This is a genomic window from Shewanella sp. 10N.286.52.B9 (assembly GCF_002873635.1).
Taxonomy (GTDB): domain Bacteria; phylum Pseudomonadota; class Gammaproteobacteria; order Enterobacterales; family Shewanellaceae; genus Shewanella.
Map to the genome: position 1 here is coordinate 41331 of NZ_MCTY01000125.1, position 23742 is coordinate 65072.

Annotated in this window: 19 protein-coding genes and 1 tRNA gene; 11 read left to right on the forward strand and 9 right to left on the reverse strand. The window is 41.2% G+C overall.

Annotation, left to right across the window (positions count from 1 at the left end; genetic code table 11):
• Nucleotides 1-26: 26 nt before the first annotated feature.
• Complete coding sequence (locus BCU91_RS07550; RefSeq protein ID WP_102436694.1) at nt 27-1019, reverse strand: 2-hydroxyacid dehydrogenase; 993 nt, start codon at nt 1017-1019, stop codon at nt 27-29.
• A gap of 180 nt (nt 1020-1199) precedes the next feature.
• Here BCU91_RS07550 and BCU91_RS07555 point away from each other — a divergent pair, with 180 nt between their 5' ends.
• From BCU91_RS07555 to asnC, 4 genes are all read left to right on the forward strand, one after another.
• The gene (locus BCU91_RS07555) at nt 1200-1619 is read left to right on the forward strand and encodes a hypothetical protein (RefSeq protein ID WP_102531217.1); all 420 of its coding nucleotides are present in this window, start codon (nt 1200-1202) and stop codon (nt 1617-1619) included.
• A 36-nt stretch (nt 1620-1655) separates the two neighbouring features.
• Nucleotides 1656-1946 carry a hypothetical protein gene (locus BCU91_RS07560; protein ID WP_102436690.1) on the forward strand — a complete coding sequence of 97 codons (291 nt, stop codon included), beginning with the start codon at nt 1656-1658 and terminating at the stop codon, nt 1944-1946.
• Nucleotides 1947-2081: 135 nt separating this feature from the next.
• Nucleotides 2082-2759, forward strand: a complete 678-nt coding sequence (rluA, locus tag BCU91_RS07565; protein ID WP_102436688.1) for a bifunctional tRNA pseudouridine(32) synthase/23S rRNA pseudouridine(746) synthase RluA — start codon at nt 2082-2084, stop codon at nt 2757-2759.
• 121 nt (nt 2760-2880) lie between these two features.
• Complete coding sequence (gene asnC, locus BCU91_RS07570; protein WP_076540553.1) at nt 2881-3342, forward strand: transcriptional regulator AsnC; 462 nt, start codon at nt 2881-2883, stop codon at nt 3340-3342.
• 69 nt (nt 3343-3411) lie between these two features.
• On the opposite strand, the gene BCU91_RS07575 is transcribed toward asnC, so the two are convergent.
• Nucleotides 3412-4734 (reverse strand): anaerobic C4-dicarboxylate transporter, encoded by a 1323-nt coding sequence (locus BCU91_RS07575; RefSeq protein ID WP_102475352.1) that lies wholly within the window; start codon nt 4732-4734, stop codon nt 3412-3414.
• Between the two features lie 556 nt (nt 4735-5290).
• On the opposite strand from BCU91_RS07575, the gene BCU91_RS07580 reads away from it, so the two are divergent.
• The 3 genes from BCU91_RS07580 to BCU91_RS07590 all read left to right on the forward strand — a co-directional run bounded on the left by BCU91_RS07580 (nt 5291) and on the right by BCU91_RS07590 (nt 8480).
• Nucleotides 5291-5857, forward strand: coding sequence for an outer membrane beta-barrel protein (locus tag BCU91_RS07580; RefSeq protein ID WP_102531218.1), 567 nt, complete (start codon nt 5291-5293; stop codon nt 5855-5857).
• A 343-nt stretch (nt 5858-6200) separates the two neighbouring features.
• A complete protein-coding gene (locus tag BCU91_RS07585) occupies nt 6201-6734 on the forward strand; it encodes a heme NO-binding domain-containing protein (protein WP_102531219.1) in 534 nt (177 codons plus the stop codon).
• Nucleotides 6735-6743: 9 nt separating this feature from the next.
• Nucleotides 6744-8480 (forward strand): ATP-binding protein, encoded by a 1737-nt coding sequence (locus tag BCU91_RS07590; protein ID WP_102475354.1) that lies wholly within the window; start codon nt 6744-6746, stop codon nt 8478-8480.
• 216 nt (nt 8481-8696) lie between these two features.
• Here BCU91_RS07590 and BCU91_RS07595 read toward each other — a convergent pair.
• Nucleotides 8697-8781 (reverse strand) — tRNA-Leu (locus BCU91_RS07595).
• 262 nt (nt 8782-9043) lie between these two features.
• On the opposite strand from BCU91_RS07595, the gene BCU91_RS07600 reads away from it, so the two are divergent.
• A complete protein-coding gene (locus BCU91_RS07600) occupies nt 9044-9175 on the forward strand; it encodes a DUF3149 domain-containing protein (protein ID WP_076540587.1) in 132 nt (43 codons plus the stop codon).
• A 95-nt stretch (nt 9176-9270) separates the two neighbouring features.
• Here the strand turns inward: BCU91_RS07600 and BCU91_RS07605 are convergent, their stop codons facing one another.
• Nucleotides 9271-9882 (reverse strand): superinfection exclusion B family protein, encoded by a 612-nt coding sequence (locus BCU91_RS07605; protein ID WP_102436678.1) that lies wholly within the window; start codon nt 9880-9882, stop codon nt 9271-9273.
• A gap of 242 nt (nt 9883-10124) precedes the next feature.
• Nucleotides 10125-10919 (reverse strand): tRNA cyclic N6-threonylcarbamoyladenosine(37) synthase TcdA, encoded by a 795-nt coding sequence (tcdA, locus tag BCU91_RS07610; RefSeq protein ID WP_102436769.1) that lies wholly within the window; start codon nt 10917-10919, stop codon nt 10125-10127.
• Nucleotides 10920-11327: 408 nt separating this feature from the next.
• On the opposite strand from tcdA, the gene BCU91_RS07615 reads away from it, so the two are divergent.
• Entirely contained in the window at nt 11328-12356 is a 1029-nt protein-coding gene (locus BCU91_RS07615; protein ID WP_102475378.1) for a porin, read from the forward strand.
• A gap of 490 nt (nt 12357-12846) precedes the next feature.
• Nucleotides 12847-13890 (forward strand): porin, encoded by a 1044-nt coding sequence (locus BCU91_RS07620; RefSeq protein ID WP_102475355.1) that lies wholly within the window; start codon nt 12847-12849, stop codon nt 13888-13890.
• Nucleotides 13891-13972: 82 nt separating this feature from the next.
• Here the strand turns inward: BCU91_RS07620 and BCU91_RS07625 are convergent, their stop codons facing one another.
• Nucleotides 13973-14635 carry a thiopurine S-methyltransferase gene (locus BCU91_RS07625; RefSeq protein ID WP_102475356.1) on the reverse strand — a complete coding sequence of 221 codons (663 nt, stop codon included), beginning with the start codon at nt 14633-14635 and terminating at the stop codon, nt 13973-13975.
• Between the two features lie 164 nt (nt 14636-14799).
• Complete coding sequence (locus BCU91_RS07630) at nt 14800-15156, reverse strand: hypothetical protein (RefSeq protein ID WP_076540594.1); 357 nt, start codon at nt 15154-15156, stop codon at nt 14800-14802.
• A 276-nt stretch (nt 15157-15432) separates the two neighbouring features.
• Here BCU91_RS07630 and BCU91_RS07635 point away from each other — a divergent pair, with 276 nt between their 5' ends.
• Entirely contained in the window at nt 15433-17241 is a 1809-nt protein-coding gene (locus BCU91_RS07635) for a protein kinase (protein WP_102436672.1), read from the forward strand.
• A 124-nt stretch (nt 17242-17365) separates the two neighbouring features.
• Here the strand turns inward: BCU91_RS07635 and BCU91_RS07640 are convergent, their stop codons facing one another.
• Both BCU91_RS07640 and BCU91_RS07645 read right to left on the reverse strand, forming a co-directional pair.
• Complete coding sequence (locus BCU91_RS07640; RefSeq protein WP_102531220.1) at nt 17366-19765, reverse strand: zinc-dependent metalloprotease; 2400 nt, start codon at nt 19763-19765, stop codon at nt 17366-17368.
• Between the two features lie 73 nt (nt 19766-19838).
• Nucleotides 19839-23546, reverse strand: a complete 3708-nt coding sequence (locus BCU91_RS07645; protein WP_102531221.1) for a response regulator — start codon at nt 23544-23546, stop codon at nt 19839-19841.
• Nucleotides 23547-23742 lie beyond the last annotated feature (196 nt).

The following is a 23742-nucleotide window of genomic DNA, read 5'->3' on the forward strand; positions in this document are numbered from 1 at the left end:
CTTTACAAACTCGAGCGACAACGGCACTAGTTGGTGAGTTCATTTACGCAGCGCTGACCATCAAGCAAGTCGGTGACATTTTGCAAGGTCGTTTGGGCAATCGCATTAAGCGCTTCAACGGTTAAGAACGCCTGATGTCCGGTAAAAATAACATTATGGCAAGCAGAAAGCCTTCTAAAGACATCATCTTGAATAATTTCATTAGAGTTATCTTGGAAAAACAGCTCTTTTTCATTTTCATAAACATCTAACGCCAATGAACCAATTTTACCGGTTTTTAACGCTTCCATGGCATCAATGGCATTGAGCAAGCCACCACGACTGGTATTAACCACCATCACCCCAGGCTTCATTTTTTCAAATGTCTTAGCAGATAACAGGTGATGATTTTCAGGTGTTAATGGACAATGTAAACTAATTACATCACATTGAGGATAGAGTGCTTCTAAGTCAATATACTCAACGCCTAATGCCTCAACTGCAGGATTAGGGTACGGATCGTAAGCCACCACTTTACAGCCAAAGCCTTGCAATATTTTGATGGTAGCAAGACCAATTTTACCGGTGCCAATCACTCCAACGGTCTTACCTTGCATATTAAAGCCCACCAGGCCAGTTAAGGCAAAATTCGCGTCTCTAGTACGTTGGTAAGCTTTATGAATTTTACGGTTTAGGGTTAACATTAAGGCAATGGTATGTTCAGCCACAGACTCTGGCGAATAGGCAGGCACATTAACCACTGTGATACCTAAGCGCTTAGCGGCATCTAAATCAACATTATTAAAGCCTGCACAGCGCATGGCGATAATCTTAGTACCGCCATTGGCAAGCTCAACCAATACCTCTTCACATAGGGAGTCATTGACAAAAGCACAAACCACTTCAAAACCATCAGCCAGTTTTACTGTTTGCATACAAAGTCGATAATCGAAATATTCAATCTCTGCGTTAAAGCCTGTATTCATGGCATCAAAATGCTGAATATCGTAGTGCTTAGCACTAAAGAACCCGATTTTCATCCTTAACTCCTGTGTTGTTTATTTGGCTCATTAAAAATGGATTGCCCGACTTTACCTATGTCAGTGCAATTGAGCGTTTGGTTAAAGCATAACAATAATTGAGTTTTTGCTACAGATCGCTGAACATTTTAGATCTTCTTGTTAAGCTGAGACATTACTCACAGGAATATGTGTATAGACATGTCAAAAAAGCAGCAGCAAGCAGTTTCAGAAGTTCAATTTTGGATTCAACGTCTAGGAAAAACCAGCCTGAGAGCATTACATATTGTTGGTGTAGTCGGCGCTGGCGGTGGCATTCTTCTTGGCTTAGAGCAACCACTTTGGCTCAATTACTGGATCTTAGCCATGGTCAGTGGACTTGCATTATTGTCATGGGAAGTCATCAGAGATTGGCGCTGGCTTATCCAGCTAAAAGGAGCACTGACTATTTTTAAAGTACTGCTATTACTGCTGTTTATCCCTATGGCCAACTGGAAACCTGAAATTACTATTTTTATCATCCTATTATCTGTCATCGTATCCCATGGCCCTGCGGGTTTAAGACATTATTCAGTGGTTCATAGAAAAGTAATACATGGCAAAAAGGAAATAAAAGGTTAACCTAGGGTTACAACACATCAAACTTAAGGTTAACAAATGTTCCCTTACCCAGAACAATATCGATTAGCAACACCGCCTTTAACCACAAGTTTTATGGTTTTTTGGGCTTTACTCAGCCACAGTATTTTTGCTGATGCGAGCCCATTTGCACTCTACCCTTTAATGGCGTTATTTCCGCTAGTGGTGTTCAGTCATGTGTTTTTAATTTGGAACGCCCAAGGGTTATCGCGCTTAGATCAAGGTTTTTATGCCTTAGTCCATATTCCGCTAGCCTTTGTGGTGTGGACATTCACCATCATGCACGTTAACGGCAATGCATTTTCATAAAAGCTTTTTAATAAACCATTAGTTCAAGTTTTGTATAAAAGCTATAACCCTCTTAAATAGGCTCAGATGACTTGCACTCACGCCAAGGGATAGGTATCTTTGCCGCGCATTCTCTATTAAGGCTAGGCGCAACACATGGCAGACTTTATCTATACTCCCCCAACCGATCCTTGGTTAGATATTATTCATGAAGATAAAGATATTATCGTTTTGAATAAGCCATCTGGATTGCTGTCTATTCCTGGCCGCCAAGCCCAATATCATGACAGCATCTATAGCCGAGTGCTTGAACGCTTTCCTAATTCACACATTGTCCATCGACTTGATATGGCTACCTCAGGGGTCATTGTAGTGGCGTTAAGGCGTAACGCTGAGCGTGAACTGAAACGGCAATTTCGCGATCGTGAAACCGCCAAAACATACTATGCCAGAGTCGCAGGCCATGTCAGTCCGGCCGTTAAGCAAGTTGATTATCCCTTAATTTGTGACTGGCCTAATAGACCAAAACAGAAAGTCGACCACCTTGTGGGGAAACCGTCTTTAACCCATGTTGAAGTGGTAAGCTATGGGAAAAAATCAACACTGGTTAAGCTAACGCCTATTACAGGGCGGTCCCATCAACTTAGAGTACATATGATGGCAATTGGCCACCCAATTTTAGGTGATGGCTTTTATGCTGATCCTTGGGCCAAAAGTCTATCAAACAGGCTGTTATTGCACGCTGCTGAATTAACCATAAAGCATCCTTACCATCAAACGCCATTAACCTTTAATGCTGAAGTGCCGTTTATAACGCCCTTAGATACACAATAATATCAGTCACAATTGACGATAAGTGCTTAGTAAAAAACTAATCATGAGAACTTTTTGATAGCCAATTATCACATTTATCCGTAAATTAATGTCTAATTATAATTTAATTAGGCATTTTACTATGGAAACTCCATTTCAGCGTGACCAGCTAGATAACCAAATCCTAGAAGCATTAATGCAAGAGGCCAGAACCCCATTTGCAGAGCTGGCAAAGCGTTTTGCAGTAAGTGCCGGCACCATTCATGTACGAGTGGAAAAAATGAAGCAAGCCGGCATTATCACTGGCGCGCGCATTACAGTAGACCCCAAAGCTCTAGGTTATGACGTTTGCTGTTTTATTGGGATTAACTTAAAAAGTGCCGGCGATTACCCTGCCGCGATCTCCAAACTCAATGCCCTTGAAGAAGTGGTAGAAGCCTATTACACCACGGGTAATTACAGTGTTTTTGTCAAAGTGATGTGCCAATCAATCGATGGCTTACAGCACGTGTTAATTAACCGCATTCAATCAATCGATGAAATTCAATCGACAGAAACCTTGATAAGCCTGCAAAATCCTATCGTTCGCGGTGTTAAGCCTTAAGCACTGAATTGTCGATACAAAAATGCCCAGCAATTGCTGGGCATTTTTGTCAGTTAATCTGGCGATAGACTAATGGTTTATCACCACTGTTGATAGGAAGTAGCCTAATACTGTTGCGGTACTCACCCCAATAAATCCAGGCACAATAAAGCTGTGATTTAGGACGTACTTACCAATATTAGTGGTACCAGAGCGGTCAAAACTGATTGCCGCTAAATCACTTGGATAAAACGGGAAAAAGAAATAAGCATAACAGGCTGGAATAACCCCAATCAGCACAGGGGCAGGAATGCCTAATGCAAAGCCCAGCGGAAACATAATGGTTAGCACGGCTGCCTGACTTTTTAAGAATATTGATGCCATAAACATCGCAATGGCAAACGACCAAGGGTAAGCACTAACTAAATCACTCAATGAGCTCACTAAGTAACTCTTATGGTGGCCAATAATGGTGTCACTTAACCATGCGATACCAAAGATAATCACCACCGCCGTCATACCGGCTGTAAACACATTGCTGCTAACGATTTTTTGCGGCGAGACTTTTGTTGCCAGTAAAATAATGGCGCCAACGGATAGCATCATAAACTGAATGGCTACCGACATTTTTACGCCTTCAGGCAGTAATTCTTTGCTGAACATTGCCAACATGATCACAGATAAAATACCGCCTAAAAACAGCATTAGACCTCTTTTAGCTATGGTATCGGTATGGGCTTGATCATCCGTTTCAATTTCTGGGTCAATTAAGTTGTTTTTAAACTCGTCATCTTTTAAACGCGCTTGAAAGTCTTCATCTTTATCAAGATCTTTACCGCGATTTAAGCTCCAAGCACAACCTGCTAATACGCCCACTAAAGTCGCCGGGATAGTGACAGATAAAACATTGATTAAGCTAATATCAAGATGATTATCCATTGCCGTTGCCATAACCACTGCGGCGGCTGCGGCAATTGGGCTGGCTGTAATGCCCATTTGTGATGCCACGGTAGCCATTGCTAAAGGACGCTCAGGGCGGATACCTTTTTTATAGGCCACGTCATAAATAACCGGTAATAATGGATAAACCGAATGACCCGTACCCACTAACACAGTTAATGAATAAGTACATAATGGTCCTAAAAAGGTAATTTGATTGGGGTGTTTTCTTAATAGTTTTTCAGCATACTTAACCAATAATTTCAGGCCACCAGTTGCTTCTAACGTCGCTGATGCCGCGACAACCGCTAAAATAATTAACATCACGCTGACAGGCGGTGAACCGGGGGCGACTCCGAAAGCAAACGCTAATACGGAAACCCCTAAGCCTCCTAATAACCCAAATGCGACCCCGCCATGACGGATCCCCACAAAGATCACTGCAAGCAATAACAACATGTGAACATAAAACATTAGCCAATCTCCTTAGCAAAACCCTATCGTTTTCGAACCTGACTTGGGACAACTAAGCCATTAGCTAACTCAACAACAGCGTTAATTATCGACAAAATCATATCGATACAATTTCAAAATATGTTTCAATTATCTGAATTTATAGCTTAAATTTTAGTTATCTTTCTTACTTAGCCACATACAAGGTTATACATGAAAAATCATCCTCAAAAGTGGGCTAAAAAACAATAAAGTGACAAAGCGCATACAATCCCATAACTATCTTTCATATTTGTGATCTACCAATAATTAAGTCATATGTGATATGCCATCTCGATTCAAAAATTAATTCGATTGCAGTTTCCCAGAGCCTATTTAAGCCAAAACATTGCCAGCAAAAAACCAGTGATAAAACCAGTTCTACCCTGGTAAAAAATACATAACTCTTCTAAGCGATATGAAAATAGCAACGATTTTATTCAGTAACGATTCAGCTAGCTCGCACTATGGTGACCTCAACAGCAAAAAAACACTGTGAGAAATTATTAATAGTGATTATTTACACTTGGAGTAAAAAATGAAAACGAAGCATCTTGTTCTAGCGGGTTTAATCTCATCAGTAATGTCAGTTCCTGCTATGGCATCAGATTGGTTTGTGGGTGGCGCAGCAGGTTATCAGCAAGATACCTATAAAATGAAACCTAGTGCAGAAAGTAATCAGAGAAATATAGAAGAAGATATAAGCTACCAATTTAGAGTGGGTAACTACCTCAATGATAACAACCGTATATACGCCACCTACGGCTATAACTCTGATGATATAGCAAGACAACAAACCTTTTTATTATCATATGATTACCTTGTTGGCTTAGGTGACAGTAATAAAATGAACTGGTTTGTTGGTGCAACTGCAGGTATGACGCATAACGGGATTAAAGACAGTGGCTTTGACTCTAAAAATACCTTTGTATGGGGCGGTCAAGCAGGTTTGATGTATAACATTAATAACAGCTGGTCTACTGAAGTGGGTTACCGCTATTTAAAACAAGATTATGATGTAAACGCATCTAACGGGGCGAATAGTGCCAGCTACTCATTAAATGATACACAGCAAGTGTATTTGGCTATTGATTATAAGTTCTAAGCTTAACGCCAATTTAAAGTCTCTATAGCCGATGAAACAAATAAGGATGCCTTGGCATCCTTTTTCATTAGCTGAAAATAAGAACACTATTATTCAACTTTATTTACGCGATCGCATCCATTCCACATAGGTCACGATTGAAAGGATTAAAGACTCAGAGCTTGTCTGAGCAATCACCCCAATAATAACTAACCTTGCTAAGTTTCATCGCTGACGAAATCAGTTCGCCCGAGTATCAGAATAGTTTTACAACATTCCTGTTTATCTAAAAAACTGCGATTAACTGCAGAGTAATGTCATTTTATGCCTATACTCAATACAAAGACATTAATTAAGGATGATTATGAAGGGTATTATTTTTTCTGAGTTTTTAGAACTTGTTGAAACCACATTTGGTTTAGAAGTATGCCAAAAAATACTTGATGAAAATGCAGATGAAGGAGTGTATACCTCCGCTGGCACCTACGATCATAAGGATTTAGTAAAACTGATTATCTCTTTGAGTAAAATAACAGGTATCAGTATTGAAGAATTACAGGCTGTATATGGTAAATCAGTATTCACTAATTTACTAGACAGTATGCCAGAGCTTAAAATTAACTCGAGCTCGACTTTTCAATTTATTACCCAAGTCGAAGAATATATTCATCTTGAAGTTAAAAAGCTTTACGGCGATGCAAAGCCACCCAAGTTTGACCTTATTTCAAGCAGTGAATATGACATGGTGTTAGATTATATTTCTGCCCGTTGTTTTTCTCATGTTTGTTTTGGCCTCATTGAAGGCTGCGCTGAATATTATAATGAAAAAATTGATATCCAAATGAAACCGATTCAAGCGGACGGTTCTCAGGTTCGCTTTACATTGACCAAAGTTTAGGCTTTATAAATGGATAGTGAAAAAACAATAGAACTGCTTAAGAAAAAGATTCAACGAGAAACTAAAATTCGCAAAGCAGCTGAATCGCTATTGGAAGAAAAAAGTACCGAACTGTATTTCGCAAAATTACTTGTGGAAGACTCTTTAGTTGTTGCAAAAAAACAAGCTGAACAAGATGAACAACTGCTGATCTTCATCAATAAATTAGAATCCACCCTGTCACATTATAACTCGCAGTTATTACAAGTCCCTCCCAGTGAGCAGGTGATCCAACAATTACTTGAAGATCTGATGGATACTGCCAGTATTAAAGCAATCCGGCTGTCTTCCAGCTTGGATATATTAGAAAATGAACACTTACAATCCGGTGAAGCAACCACCTTTGATGAGTTTCCAACCCCGAAAAATAACTTCCAATGGAATCAAGATAAAACCGAGCTAGTAGTATATCTGCAATTTGGACCTAAAAAAGTGGGCCGATTACATTTTATTTTCCGTACCAGCCCTCAAGAAAGCTGGCATCGCGTGATTGAAAAACAGTACTGTTTAATTGCCGATATGATAAGTGCCTCTTTTCAGCGCCAATTATTACTTAACAAAACCATTAAGGAAAAAATAAGAGCGGAACACTCTGAAAAGTCGACCCGTGACTTTGTGGCAATGATTAACCATGAATTAAGAACCCCCTTAAATGGCTTACTTGGGGCAGCGGAGCTCATGGAGGACACCTCCATTACCAGCTACCAAAAAAAATTACTCATGAGCGTACATCAAGCGGGAGAAATGCTTCGAGTTATTATTAATGACTTACTTGATATCAGCAAAATGAACGCTGGTATGCTTGAGTTGAAATTAGCCACTTTCAGCCCGCAAACCCTAATTGATACCATAGAACAAATTTTTACTGAGAAAATCAAAGCCAAGGGACTGACATTCAGTTGCGAAAATGACCAATCAATACCTACCACCCTGCTTGGGGATGCAGACAGGATTAAACAAATCCTAATTAACCTAATCGGCAATTCAGTTAAATTTACCAATCAAGGATCGATTCATCTACACACATCATGGCAAGACACGTCATTGATTTTTATTATCTCTGACACTGGCTGCGGCATCCCCCAAAATAAGCAAGCAAGCTTATTTGAGCCCTTCACCCAAGTCGATAACTCTAGCCAAAGAAAGTTTGAAGGAACAGGTTTAGGGCTATCCATTTGTAAGCAGTTGATTGAATTGATGAATGGTGAGGTCAGCTTCGTCAGTACCCTTGATAAAGGGACAGAGTTTACCGTTAAGCTTCCCCTTGAACTTGCCGTAGAAAATAACCAAAGTGTTATTGAGGTAAACAGGAATACTCACAGTATCAATCATCTACGCATTTTAGCCGTAGAAGACATCAAGACCAATCAAGTTATTTTAGGGATGATGCTAGATAAATTTAGCATTAACTATCAGTTCGCTGATAATGGAGAACTAGCCCTTGAAGTCTTAAAAAATAATGAATTTGATATCATTTTAATGGATTGCCGTATGCCCATTTTAGATGGATTTCAAACAACAAAGTACTTACGTAAACAGGGTTATACTAAACCGATAATTGCACTAACGGCTGGCACAACATCCACTGAAGTCGCTGAGTGCGTTGAATCAGGCATGAATGACATTTTACACAAACCTTATAAACTTAAAGAGTTGGAGGCCGCGTTAAAAAAATGGAGCTATGGGCTACAACACTATGATATTTAGCTTTCGAAGCTAGCGCTTTAGCGGGTAATTGTGTCTCATACAACAAAGCAATGAACGCAATGAACGAAATGAACGAAATGAACGAAATGAACGAAATGAACGAAATGAACGAAATGAACGAAATCAACACAATTACTATTAGGAAATTAAACCTGGCTTGGTAAATTTCAAGCACAAAAAAACCGACTTACGTCGGTTTTATCCTCAAAGAGGAGATGGTACCAGCGGTCGGACTCGAACCGACACGTCTTTCGACAGGGGATTTTGAATCCCCCATGTATACCAATTTCATCACGCTGGCATCATATTGTAGTCAATCAAGCTTGGCTCAATTGAGTGACGGAATTATACCTAGGCCAATGACAATGGCAAGCCCTTTCATAAGCAAAATGATCAAATCAATCTCAATAGCTTAAATCTCATTCAAGTAGAGTAAATTTGCGCTAATCGACATTAATAAATCTTCCCCATTAAAAAGCGCTGACTTTATTGATCAAGATCATAAATGTTAAAAATTGAAAATAGTATGTTAAAGCTAGTTTTACAATGAAAGGATAATGATTATGGCTTTTTGGTTAGATTTAATGTTTGGTAACGCAATCGGATTGCTGTCAATGATTGTTATCTTCTGCACCATGGGGATCATGTCTTACATGATGTGGATGTTTATTGTGAAATCTGCTCCTAAGGAATAGTTACTACCCTCCTTCTATAATTTTTGTTATTTGTTATTTGTTTCTTTAGGGGGCTTTCGCCCCCATTTTTATGTTTATTAAACCTAATTTTTAGATTACGCGGCATGCTTTCTAGATTGCACTAGACCATTTACAAACTGTGGTCGCGCTTTAATAAGGTGATTAAGCTCTTCCTTACTTGGCTCGCCTGCGGGTAATCTCAATACTTCACGATTTAAATACAAACGCGCTTTCATTGAAATTTTATACTCAGCAGTCGGTCCTTGAATCGCATAGTGACGCTCATTACCCACTAACTCTAAAATATTACTGTCCACTAGACCTTTAACTGCCAATTCGTTTTGCGGTAGCGCCAAAATTGTCGCTCCCTGTAAAAAGAACTCTCGCAGTAACGCTCGCTCAGCGGGATCGAGTAACTTAACTTTGGCTTCTATGGTTTCAACAGCGCGTTTTTCTTTTAAAATCCCAATCGACTCGTCAACCACAAAGGTGAATAATTGGCTTAAGAAAAAAGCGGCACCAACAATGAGCCCTAAGCCAATAAAATGGCCATAATCTGACACCAGAGCCGACAAAGAAAGCGTCTCAAGCACGTGCTGAGGTGCAACTAATAATACCGCACAAGCGATCACTAACCACAGCATAGTGCTGACTAAAACGCGTTTGATATTCACTAAATTTACAGCCTTTAATTTCATTTTCATCATCATGCTATCCACAGTGTCAGATTTTTGAATCTAGACTTAGTAAAGCAATTTCAATGCCAATAAAATGAGAAATGAATAAAAGCAGTTAACGCAATGACTTATTTAGAGGGAAGAGCAAACAACGGCAGTTAGGCGCATCAAATAAGCTGTTTAATGCGCCATGAAGATCGAAACTAAGCTATAGGTTAAATGAGATTGATAAGCTAAACGTTAAGCTTAAAAATATTGGCATTCTGTATACATTATTTGGCTGCCAATTTGGCTAATACTCGACTTGCAGCAATAAAACCAAAAGTGCCAGTAACCATAGTCACTGCGCCAAAGCCTGACGCACAATCCATTCTCATACTGCCATCGGCGCTATTTTTAGTACTGCAGACGCTACCATCATTTTGAGGATATACCAGTTGTTGCGTTGAAAACACTGCGTCAACGGCAAACCTGCGGGCAACATTTTTTGAAAAGTTATATTCTCTACGCAAAATGTTTCTGACTTTCGCTAATAATGGGTCTTGATAAGTTTTAGCTAAATCGGTTAACTGAATTTGAGTGGGATCGGTTTGACCTCCCGCGCCACCTACGGTGACAATTTTCAGCTTATTTCTTTTACACCATGCAATTAACGCCGCTTTTTGTTTGACGGCATCAATACAGTCAACCACATAATCAATCGCTAACGGACTGGCTTTACTACCCAGATGCTCCGCCAAATTATCGACAGTGATAAAGTCTTCGACTTCATTCACCACGCACTCAGGATTAATTTCAATAATTCGCTGCGCCATTACTTCAACTTTGGACTGGCCGATGGTGGATGCAATTGCGTGAGATTGACGATTGGTATTAGTGACACATATGTCATCTAAATCAATCAGTGTTATTTGCCCTATACCACTTCGAGCCAGCGATTCAGCGACCCAAGTCCCTACCCCACCAATACCGATGATCACGACATGTGCATTAGCAAAGTTTTCCAATGCCGCTTGACCGTATAGTCGACCTATACCACCAAAACGATTTAAGTATGATTCAGACAACATGTATTGCTCTTTAAACTCTCAATGTGGGGGCGGTATTTTATACGAAATCAACGCAGATCTGAATGTATTCCTCAATTAAACCTTAGTTAAACCCTAGTTACACACTGAAACACCTATTACCTAAACCCGCAACATGCAGCAAAAACAAAGAAAGCCAGTTAACCGCACCAATAAAACTGTTAACTACGATTTAAGTCATTGTAAATCATAATGATACATATAAATTAAATCCAACCTAAAGTGACATAGATCACACTTTGGTATGAACTTTTTGTGGCAATATCCTCCACAGAACAGGAATTACTATGAATAACGATAAGGTTGATAACCCAGTCGTTATTTTCTATCAATATCAGCAAGCATAGCTGATAAAAATCAATCCCTTACCAAAGGAAGATTAAGATGATGAAAAAAAACCTGATCACTGCAGCTATTTTATCTTGCACTGCAATGACCTCTTTTACTGCTCTAGCTGATGGCCCAAATTTTTATGGCCGCGCCGATCTTGCAATCACTAACTCTAGTGAAGGTATTGCAACTCAAAACCAAAAAGATGGCACTGTCCTTGAAAATAACTTTTCATGGTTAGGTGTTAAAGGTTCTGAAAAAATCAGTGATGACGTAGAAATCTTATATCAAATGGAGTTCGGCGTTTCTAACTTTGATAACTCTGGTAATACTTTTGCTGCTCGTAACAGCTTTTTAGGTATTAAAACAGTTGCAGGTACTGCATTAGTGGGTCGTAACGACACTGTGTTCAAAGCAGCAGAAGGTGGATTTGATTTATTCGGTAACACCAACTCAGACATCGATTTATTATTTGCTGGTCAAAACCGTGAAGCTGATGGTGTTAGCTACTACTCACCAAAAATTGCTGACATGCTAACGCTAAATGCGACTTACCTAGTTGATGATAACCACGACTCACAAAGCAGCTCTATGTATGCATTAAGTGCCACCATCGGTGATAAAGCATTTAAAACCCATAACTTCTATGCTGCAGCCGCTTACCAAGATGGTATCAGCGATATCGAAGCATATCGTGCTGTTGTACAAGGTAAAATTGGTAACTTCATTGTAGGTGGTTTATACCAAAACAGTGAAAGCCAAAAAGCTGAGTTAGCGCATCTAGAAGGTGACAGTTACTCAGTAAACCTAGCTTATTTATTAGGCAACGTGAAAATTAAAGCAGGCTATAGCTACGATGATTCAGGTTTAGGTAAATATGCAAGTCGTTTAGTTGGCGCTGACAACCTTGAAAACATGAGCGATTTCGAAATCAACCAGTTCAGTGTTGGTGCAGATTACCGCGTTAGCCCAAGTACCTTAGTATATGGTCACTACACTAAGTATGATGGCGACATGGTACTAAACCAAACTAGCCAAAGCTTAAATGACGATATCGTGACTGTGGGTTTACGCTACGATTTCTAACTCATCACAGCGACTTATTAACGGCTTAATCATCGTTTTTAAGCGTTAATTTATCTACCGATATGATGATTAAAAACGGTCTATTTAGGCCGTTTTTTTTGTTTTAGTCATTAGAGGTTGATTTTAATGACCTAATAGCTAAAAAAACTGCAATAACAACACTTCAAAGCTCCCACTTAAGCAATCCCTAAACCTGATGTAGATCTCATAAATTACTGGGCTAGCGCATTTTTAATTAGATGTGAACCTCTCTAAATAGGTATAACGCTATAAAAGTGTTAACCAAAACCCAAATACACAGCATTTATCACATCTTTTACACACCAATTTCACCTCAAAACAAAAAACTTGATCTAGGCCACAACTTTTTAACGATAAACCTGTAAATATTGCAACAAGTTTGTTACGCAGAGTGTTCTGCGAAAAATACCACTAAAACAATCCCATATAAATGGGGATAGAACATCATGTTCTAAAGGGAGTATGAAAGATGAAAAAGACATTATTATCTGCATCAGTTGTATCGGTTTTAACCCTCACTTCGTTCGCTGCGCTAGCCGACGGTCCTGATTTTTACGGTCGCTTAGATTTATCTATCACCAACTCCGAAACCGGCGCAACCCTGCAAGGCGGCACTAACGGTGTAACCCTAGGTGAAAGTGGCACTTACATTGAAAATAACTTCTCGCTATTGGGTGTGAAGGGCAGTGAAAAAATTACTGATGGCGTTGAAGTGCTATACCAAATGGAATTTCAGGTAGAGAACACGTCTGGCAAAGGTGATGTTTTCAAAGCGCGTAACACCTACTTAGGAATTAAAACTGAAGGCGGCTCAGTGCTAGTCGGCCGTAACGATACCGTATTTAAAGCTGCTGAAGGTGGTGTGGATATTTTTGGTAACACCAATGCCGATATGGATCGTTTAGTTGGCGGCCAAACCCGTAGTGCCGATGGTTTTTGGTACTATTCACCGCTGATTGCTGACATGTTTACCATTAATGCCACTTATTTAATGGAAGATAATCAAGCCTCTGATGACTCTCAATATGCCTTAAGCGTGACCTTTGGTGACAAAGGCCTTAAAAAACACAATTACTATGTTGCTGGTGCTTATAACAAAGCCATTGGTGGTATTGATGCATACCGCGCAGTAGCACAATTTAAAGCCGGCGATTTTAAAATTGGTGGTTTATTCCAAAACTCAGAAAGTGTGACTAATTCAGATCAAGACGGCAATACTTACTTTATTAACCTAGCTTACAACTTAAATGGCGTAAACTTGAAAGTAGAATACGGCGCTGATGAAGCAGGTTTTGGCAATTATTACAAGAACCTAACAAAAGATACTGCCGGTGTAATGCCTGATGATGTCAATGTGCAAAATATCACTATTGGTGCTGATTATCGCGTTGCTAAATCAACCTTAGTGTTTGCTCATTACGCTATGTATGAAGGTGATTACACAGTGGTTAATACTAAGACTGATCTAAAAGACGATAATGTCTTCAGTGTAGGTATGCGTTACGACTTCTAACAACGAGTTAGTCTACAACTGAAAAGCGACCTGATGGTCGCTTTTTTATTGTCTGCAGCTCACTAAAACAATAGAGAAAAGTTTATGATGATTTGCGGGTTAACAAATAAGCCGCTTCATTTAGCCAAGAAACATTCTTATTAATAAAGCGTGGGTTTTCCGCTAATACATCAGCACACTCGAGTAATTCAATCTCGAAATATGGCGCCAGGTATTGTTCAATCCACTGCGGGCTCACCGCAAATGGCGGGCCATTAAGCTCGGCTTGTGGGTAATCTAAGGTAATCAATAACCCTTTAACTTTAGCCGGAATTAACTTGGCAAGCTGTTGTGCATATTGCTGGCGCATTTGCTCTGGCCAAGCAATTAAGGCGGCGCGATCGTAAAAAGCCTGAATCGACTTTGTCGCCGTTAATGGTAGGGTAAAAATATCACCTTGAATAAGGGTTACTTGATCAGCACAAAAAAATTGATGCTCAGCTTGCGAAGTCATGCTCACAGGCAAATTATTGTCGCTAAAAAAGTCCTCAACAGCGGTTTGGCTTAGCTCACAGCCAACAACATCATGGCCTTGCTCTGCAAGGTAACACATGTCTAATGACTTGCCACATAAAGGTACAAACACCTCTGCGCTGTTATCGACGGCAAGTGTAGACCAATACTTTACTAAAAATGGATTCACTTGCGGCTGATGAAAACCGATTTGTTGTAACTGCCACTTCTCATGCCAAAAACTCGCTTCCATGTAGATAAACTCAAGTCAGTAAATAATGCGTCTAACTCTAATCACTCTAAAAGTGAGATGCAACACTAAAAAGCTTAAACCCGTAAACCACAGTTTGAACCCGACAAACGACAACTTTGATTGACTAAACCTAAGCTATAAAGCAACAGTAATGGCAATGTCTGCTACTCTTGTTCAGCTTTACCTTGAAGCACATGCTGAACTTTTTTAAGCCACTTGCAGTTATCACATTGACAATTACGACGTGATAAATGATGTGGGCTCAAATTCGAGTCAATAAAGTCCACCGCAATCAACAACTGTTGTTTCAGATCTTCCACTGATTTTTTCTCAAGGGCCACCAGTTCATCATTATGATTCATCCAAATGCACTCTTCGCCCTGATGACAAGTAGTACATTGCTCATCACTGGCATTATAAAACACCGCATGTGGACAGTGAGTAACTTCCATCGACTGTAAAATACGTTGCCGTGGAAAAGGAAATAGTGAAATTAAATCCGCTTTGTTAATGGTAGGCATAAGCACTCCTTGATTAAACCGAATATTTTTACTTACTTAAATACTACCTATCTAACGCACAAAACAATTTGACTCACGTCAAAGTTTACAACAGCTAATTTTTACGATAGGTCGGTTTGAGATCTAGGTGAGGTTAATTTGCTTTATAAAGGCTAAAACAGAAAAAAAATCGGCTCAATCAATCCAATAGCTTGCCAGCAATGTGTAAATATGAGTTTATGAGATAAGCCAATACCAATACACTCAACAGGCACCTTGGTACATAGGAAGTTAATTTTGCAAACACCGCAGTTACAGCATTTTTATATCAATGAAGAGCAATCAGTTTACCTGCTCAAGGCTGAAGATGCCCGTAAGCATCGAGCCTGGATCCGTTTATGTAAACAGCAACTAAGCAAGCTTGGTTATCATGATATCGAGTTTATCGGCAAAGGTGCCTATGGCTTTGTGTTTGCGGGTATCAATGATATTAGCCAATCCCATGTGTTTAAGTTTTCCCGCATTACCCTGCCACGAAGCGTGCAAGATAGACTTGAAGAAGAAGCCTTCATGCTCAGTCAATTAGTGCACCCTAATGTCCCTAACGCCATCAAATTTGAGCGGGTCGGCAAGCAAGGCATTATGGTCATGGAGCGAGCCAAAGGTGAAGATCTCGATAAAATCTGTCACCGAATGGGGACGTTACCCATAGCCATGATCATCAGCATTGCACGGCAATTGGCCAATTTATTGTACTACCTGCGCACAGGTAAATGCTTAGTCCATGGCGATATTAAGCCATCAAATTTAGTGTATGACATTGAAAACGACCATTTATCACTCATTGATTGGGGCTCGGCGGTGTTTGCCCAACGTGATGAGCATAATAACTCGGTTGAAGACAATGTGATGTCCTTGATGTCGAGCGATCAACAACACACCAACGCCAGAATGGGCGATGTGTACTTTATCGGTGAAGATCAGCTTAATGGGGCGTTATCCAGTCCAAGATTTGATGAGCAAGGGGTGGCAGCCACCTTATACGCACTGGCATCAGGGCAAATTAGCCGCTTTGGCAGTAAAGTGATCACCGCCAGTAGTTTAGGTTTACCCATTGAGCTGGCCCGCACTTTAGATGGCATGCTTAGCGATGACCCCAGCAGACGTAATTTAGCCGGTGATTATTTTTTAAAGAGCATGCGCCACAATCACCGTATGCACTTGCCACACCTTGGGGCTCAGCCGTTAATTGAAGATATACCACTGTGGGTTTTACCAAAGCAAAAACAAGTCGAAACCGTGAGTTACAGTTCCAGAAAATCATTTTTAAAGGAACATAACACCCAAGACCCCATTACGAAGATGGATGATATTCAATTAGAAAAATATTACCGTAATTTTCTTGCGGGCATGGGTGACACTGAAAAAGGCTTTATTGCCGCAGTGGGTAAATTAGCCCAATACCCGATTGTGGGAGGCCTTGCCATTCATTGGCGTAAAAGCGGCGTCTATATCGACTCTAACCTTGCTATTTATGACCCCGACACTAAGGAAGTGTTAATCCAAGCGGTCAATAATATGGTGACCTTAGCCCGCGGCATTCGACGTATCGGGGTATTTAAAGCCTGCTTTTTTAACGCTAAAGACACCTTACATTTAGAGCGAAACAATCCATCTGAGCCATATAAAATGGTCAACGATGCGCAATTAAGTTTTGAAGTGGGTGATGTGCCCGCATCAGAAGGCCGTTCGCGGCTACATTCTTACTTTGAAGATGGTAAAGATCCTGAAGAGAACCTTGAGCTGCCCACCGAGATCATGACAGAACTTGGTTGGATAAACCAAATTCATCATACCGGCTGTATTATTTTTGAAGCCTTACCTAACCATCTAAAAATACACAGTTATTTGCGCTTATTAAACCCGAGAAAACAAGCAGCTTTTAGAGCTTCTCTGGATAGAATCTTATTTCATGCCAGTAAGATTCAAGGCCATGGGGTCTCAGGTTTTATGAAACTGCCTTATAAAAATACCCGTCAGTTTTCCCATATTGATCATAAAGCGGATCATTTTTACCCTAAAAATCCAAAGCAAATAGCAGAGTGATTATCTGCAGATGTCATCTCATCGGCTAAATTACTGCCAATAAAAAGCCCTGTTAGTCCGAGCATACCGGCTTAACAGGGCATTTTTAGCCACGCACTTATAACGAGCAGTTCATAGCAAAAAACTAAATTGGCGAACCCGGTGGCATCATTAGAGGTTTGGCAATAAAGCGATACTCCGCTGACTCAAGCCCTTTGGCTAAACCTTGCAATAACCATTCAAAATGGGCAGCTTGATAATTACTGGCGCGATTGCTACGGCGCTTTAATTGCTTCTCGGCATACGTTAAGCGCGCTAACAATTGCGCTTTTACTTCAGCTGAGGTGTTGTCGTTATGGTAGCTAGATAGTAACTCATCTAATACCACGGTATTGACACGCATCTGCACAGCTAACAACTGCCCACGCTGTAAATCTTGAAAAAGCGTTTTCGCCAATAACTTATCGATGAGACTCACCACAGATAACTGCTCTGAATCACCCATAAAGCCTTGATTGACACGGTTTAATCTTTCTGGAACTAATATTCGGCTTACCACATGGCGGCTCATCACCTCTGCCATTCCTATGGGGTCGGTTAACACCCCAATGCCAGAATCAAAGCTTTCTCGGGTTTTGCGGTAATTACCAGCTTTAGGCACTAATAACTCAGTGACTTCAGTCGGTACTGCTAAGCTTTCAGCCGATAGTAGCGCTAATAAAGAGCTTAAGGCTTCAGTTTGTAACTTGGGCGATAAATAATGCCAGCGCTCAGCTGAGCCATGCTGCTGATAGCTATAATCACTGCCACCAATCCACTTCGCTGCGGCATCCACTTGAAAACGGGTCAGTAAGTAAATTGGCACAAACACATCGGCAAGTTCACCTAGTGGCTGCTCTTGCAGTAAGGCATTGGCATTAAACTGCTCAATTGCCTTGCGGCGCACTTGCTCTAATCGTGTTAGTTCTGCTGCTGCAGAGTTACCGTTATCCCATAAACTTGCATAGGCATGGCTTGCTGATGCTGAGCGGGAATCTGCTTCACCAATGTAACGCAATCCTGCTGTTCTGGCTTGTTTCACTAGCTCGTCAGCATTAGCTTTATCGCCATAGCCGTAAGCAATAGTAAACTTGTCCCACTCACCAATGCCTTCAACGTATGGCGCTGAAATATCAACTTGCTCCCCTTTAAGGGTAATGTTGGGATGGGGATAATCCATCACCGAAGCATTGTCATTGGTTGAGGCGGCAAAGTTATGATCTAGCCCCAAGGTATGGCCAATCTCGTGAGCTGACAATTGGCGTATACGCGCCAATGCTAAGGCCATTGATGCCTCAGCAGCGGCATCTCGGTCTTGCCAACCTGCGGTTAAACCGCGAGCAATAAGGTGGTCTTGTTTAACCCGCAAACTCCCAAGGGTGACATGGCCTTTAATGATCTCACCGGTGCGCGGATCTTTAATTGACGCGCCATAAGACCAGCCGCGAGTCGCACGATGCACCCATTGGATCATGTTATAACGAATATCTTGTGGGTCGGCATCTTCTGGTAATATCTCCAGCTTAAAACCATTAATAAAGCCTGCTTCATTAAAGGCTTCTTCCCACCAGCGGCCACCATCGAGTAATGCTGAGCGAATAGGCTCTGGCACGCCAGGATCAAGATAATAAGTAATCGGTTTAACCACTTCACTAGGAGCAATTCCTGGGGTGACTTTTTCAAGTCGATGACGTAAAAGATATTGTTTGCTTACTGGCGAGTCGATAGGCGCAGAGTAATCAAAATACTCATCTGATAAATAACCACTCATCGGCTGATAAGCGCGGGGCTGATAACCCGCTTCTGGCAAGGCCACAAAAGAGTAGCGCATTCGCACTGAAACAAACTTGCCATCTGGAGTCACCTGCTTAACAAATTCGCCAGCTTTAGCGCTATTGAAAGTCAGTAAAACATCGACATCGGCATTTTGCTCAAATGACTTAACTCCTTGGGGTAAGATAACTGAGCGGGATTTATCCAAGGTATAACTGCCTTGCTTAGTGTCAGCTAAACGCTGAGAAACCCCATGTAAATCATTAATCATTAGATCATTAACCGCAACTAGCGGCGTTTTACCTTCGACCACTTTACCGCGCCATAATACCGATTCAGCAAACGCCTCTTTGACCGCTAGCTGTTCCGCTGGGTTATCGCTTGATGCCCGATAAAAGGTATTTAACTGTTTAAGCAGAATATAAGGACCGTGGCGCTCAAATTGCACCATGCGTGTTTGCCCGAGTTGGCCTCGGTCTAGGCCTATATCATTAGAACCAACGCCATGGGGTAAACTGCTGATCAGTAAAAAGGGCTCATTGAGTCGGTTTGCTTCTAAAAACAATTCCCCAGAGCTATTTTGGAAATAAAAGTTGATAAACCCTTGGGCTTTGTCACTTTGCTTTATCACTTTCTGCGCCGCTGAGGTCGCAGCGTAAGTCATAATTGGGGTTGCCATGAGTACTGGCGTTAATGCCATGACTGAAGCAAGCGCCATACTTTTACGATCCATTCAACACTCTCCCTTGTTGTTGTGCTCAGGTTAATTGTTATTATTGGCGACTTAACTGACGCCATTATTGTTGTTATTTTTGCTGCTGATTTTTATAGTCAATCCAATGCTCTAAGGTATCAAACAATTCATTTAATACTATCGGCTTGGTGATATGGGCATTCATGCCCGCTTGAATACTTTTCTCTCTGTCACCAGACATGGCGTGGGCCGTCATGGCAATAATCGGCATTTGCTCTGTAGTGTAACGCTTACGTAATTCTCTGGCAGCAGTCAAGCCATCCATGACCGGCATTTGAATATCCATCAATACGGCATCAAACGGACGAGTATCGATCATATCTAGTGCTATTTGACCATTATCAGCCACTTCAACTTCATAACCGGCGCTTTTAAGTAGCTCGGTGGCTACCTGCTGATTAATAAAGTTATCTTCAACCAGCAAGACTAATCCGGTTTGTTTGGCAGCTTCGGAATCCTCTTCAACCACAGGCGCTACATTCAATTGAGGCTCAGCGGCAAAGGCGCCAATAATCTCATCAAACAAGGCTGATGCTTTAAAAGGCTTTTGCAAAACAGCAAACACACGACTGACATCAAACTCGGCCTCTAACGGCTCAGCACTATAAGCGGTCATTAAAATAATCACCGGACGCTTTTTAATCCGCCCATCAGCAACCATTTCATCAATGATATTAATCACATCGCCGCCGCCCATTTCAGGCATCATCCAATCAAGCAATAATAAATCTATTGGGCTGTGGGCTAAAACATCTAGTGCCTGTGCACCACTTTGCGCGGTTTTCACCCCAAAGCTAAAGTCGCGCATCAAGGTGGAATATATCTGCAAAGCACTTGGGTTATCATCCACCACTAAGGTAGTTAAGTTATTTAACTGCTTTGGCACCACCAATGGCTCAACCACATTTTCTTCAGCAATTTCAAAACTAATGGTAAAGCTGAAAGTACTCCCTTGATTGAGCTCTGATTCAACGGCCATGGTGCCGCCCATCAGCGAGACTAAATGCTTACTAATAGACAGGCCTAATCCGGTACCACCATATTTTCGAGTGGTAGAACCATCAGCTTGGGAGAAGGCATCAAACAAGTTCGCTTGTTGCTCTTGGCTAATACCAATACCGGTATCGCGTACCCAAAACTTAAGGGTAATACGGTGATCTCGCTCGCCTACATCTTCACAGCCCAGTTCAATCTCACCATTTTGAGTAAATTTAACCGCGTTAGATAATAAGTTAACTAAAATTTGCCCTAAACGCAGAGGGTCACCACTGAGAATTAGCCCAGCGGTAACCGGGGCATATAGTAGTAACTCAACGCCTTTTTCTTGAGCCTTTTGGGCATTCATATCAATGACATGATCAAGCACTTTATCCAGTGGGAATGACACCCTTTCAAGCTCTAATTTACCCGCTTCAATTTTAGAGAAATCCAAAATATCATTAATAATGCGCAGTAATGACTGAGCAGAGAATCCCGCTTTATTTAAATAATCTTTTTGCTGAGCGGTTAACTGAGTTCGCAGCGCCAATTGCAACATGCCGATAATGGCATTCATCGGAGTACGAATTTCATGGCTCATATTGGCCAAGAATTCACTCTTATACATGTTGGCTAACTCAGCATCTTGCTTAGCTTCAAGCAAGGCCACTTCGTTACTCTTTTGGCGGGTAATATCTTTATGCGTACCCAGCATTCGCTTAGACTGACCATCGGCAGCAAACTCCACTGCTCGGCCCCGAGACAGCACCCAATGATACTTTCCAGATTTAGAGCGCATACGGTATTCAATCTCATAGGTTCCTTTGGGCTTTAGCGCATATGCACTTCGATACTCTTCGACTCGCATGCGATCGTCTGGGTGAATAAGTGCATCCGTTGCTGAAATAAGCGCTGGAAATTCGTTCGGCTTATAACCTAGCATTGAATAAAATGCGGGGTTACAAATCAGCTGCTCTGAATCTAAATACCAATCCCACAAGCCATCTTCTACTGCATCCATGGCTAAATGGTAACGCTCTTCAGATAATCGTAATTGCTCAGCCGATTCATATTCACGGGTGACATCACGCCATACTGAAATAAGCCCTAATAACTCGCCGCGGCGGTTATAAAATGGCAGTTTTAAGGTATCGAGCAGTACCGTTTTACCACCAATATCGGCTTTTTCTTGATAACGCATCAGTGAGCGTTCGGTTAATACTTTTTGATCTTCTTCGCGGCTACGCACGCCTTGATCGTAACTGGTATCAAGGGACAATTGCCCGATCATGTCACTTTCTTTGCAGCCCAGCATGTACTCAGCCGATTTATTACAGCCTAAATACTTACCTTCTTTATCTTTGTAAACAATCGCCTCTGGGATTGAGTCAATCAATGAGCGTAATAGTGCAAACTCACGTTCTCGGCGCTCAGTAGTATCGCGCAAACGTTGGGTGCGCCTTGCGACTAAGTTATCCAGACGTTTATTTTGCTCGGCTAGATGACCGGTATATTGTTTGTTCTCTTCAAAAATACGACTCACCAGCAAGAACCACGGCTCCCAACCTTCAGTGATTTTTTCAGGTGGCGATTTAGGCTCGCGAGAACACTCTTCCAAATGGGTCAATAAACGTGAGGCAGGGTTAACGAATGAGCGGCGAGTTTGCCAGTGAACAATGGTCACCAGCACTGACAAGGCGAAAACCACCAGTAAGAAACTCACTTTTAACTTATCCCAAGCGTCTTGGAATAACAGGTCTTCATCTTGCAGATATAGCAAGCGCCATGGCGGGTTTTGCAGCGCGACTGAGTGAATATAGTAGCCGTTGCGCAGTATGCCATCATGGGCATCGAACATTTCAGATTCAGGCAAAGAATGCAGCTCTGACGGAATGCGCTGACTGATATGATAAACCCGGTTCATATCGCTGGCTTCAAAATCACTGTGGGACAATATATTGTTATATTGATCCAGCAAAATCACTGTACCCGGCATTTTAAAATACATCCGCATTTGCTTAGCTAACGATGCCAAAGTCATGTCTAAATTGATTGAACCAATAAACTCATCTTCAAGATATACTGGCAGACCTAGGGTGGTTAACAAACCTTGATCGGCTAAATCTACATAAGCTTCACGCCAAAAAACACTGCGCTGCGGATTCATGGCAGGAGTAGCAAGTTGGAATTGTTTTTTATTAAGCAGCTCTTCTCGAAAACGGTACTCGTCATTGGTCCACGGAAATGACGACATGATCCTTTGTTTGGATATGTAATAAATCGAAGAAGCTTTAGGGGCGGCCTCTTTCGCAACAGGGAAAGACAACGACAGCTCAAATAGCATTTCTAATTCTTGATAAAACCTGTCGCTGCGGCCATCAAGGGTACCCATACCGGTAATGCGCCCCATATTGGTAAAGGGCTCACCACTAGTGGCATAACTTGGCTCTAAGGTAAAAAATTGACCATCTTCATTGAATTTTTCGTATTGAGGTAAGCGATCTTTACGGACTAACTCGCCTAAACGTAAGTTATCTACGGCGACGTTACGTAAGCTTTTTACTGCACGGATACTCGACTCCAGCAGTAAATCAATTTGCAAGACATGACGCAATACTTGCTCTTCACGCTCTTTAATTAGCTGGGTTTTTTCACGCTCAAACAATACCCATGCCGATAAAAGTGCCATAACAATTACACCAATATAAGTATAAAAAACGGCTCGGTTATACTTTCTTTGAATAAGCGATTTTAATTGTAATTCTGGCTCGGTCGATTTCATTGAAAACCCTTTGGCTTTTCTTAGCAGCGTAGATATTTAATAAGGTAAAAAAGGAGGTACGCTAACAATGTCTATTTATGCATATTATCAGGAACATATTCGCAAGCACACGAATAAATGTTCACAAAACATGACTAATTTATTTTTCACTCCATTCCACTAAAAACATAGCAAAAATCTGACCATTATTCTTGGC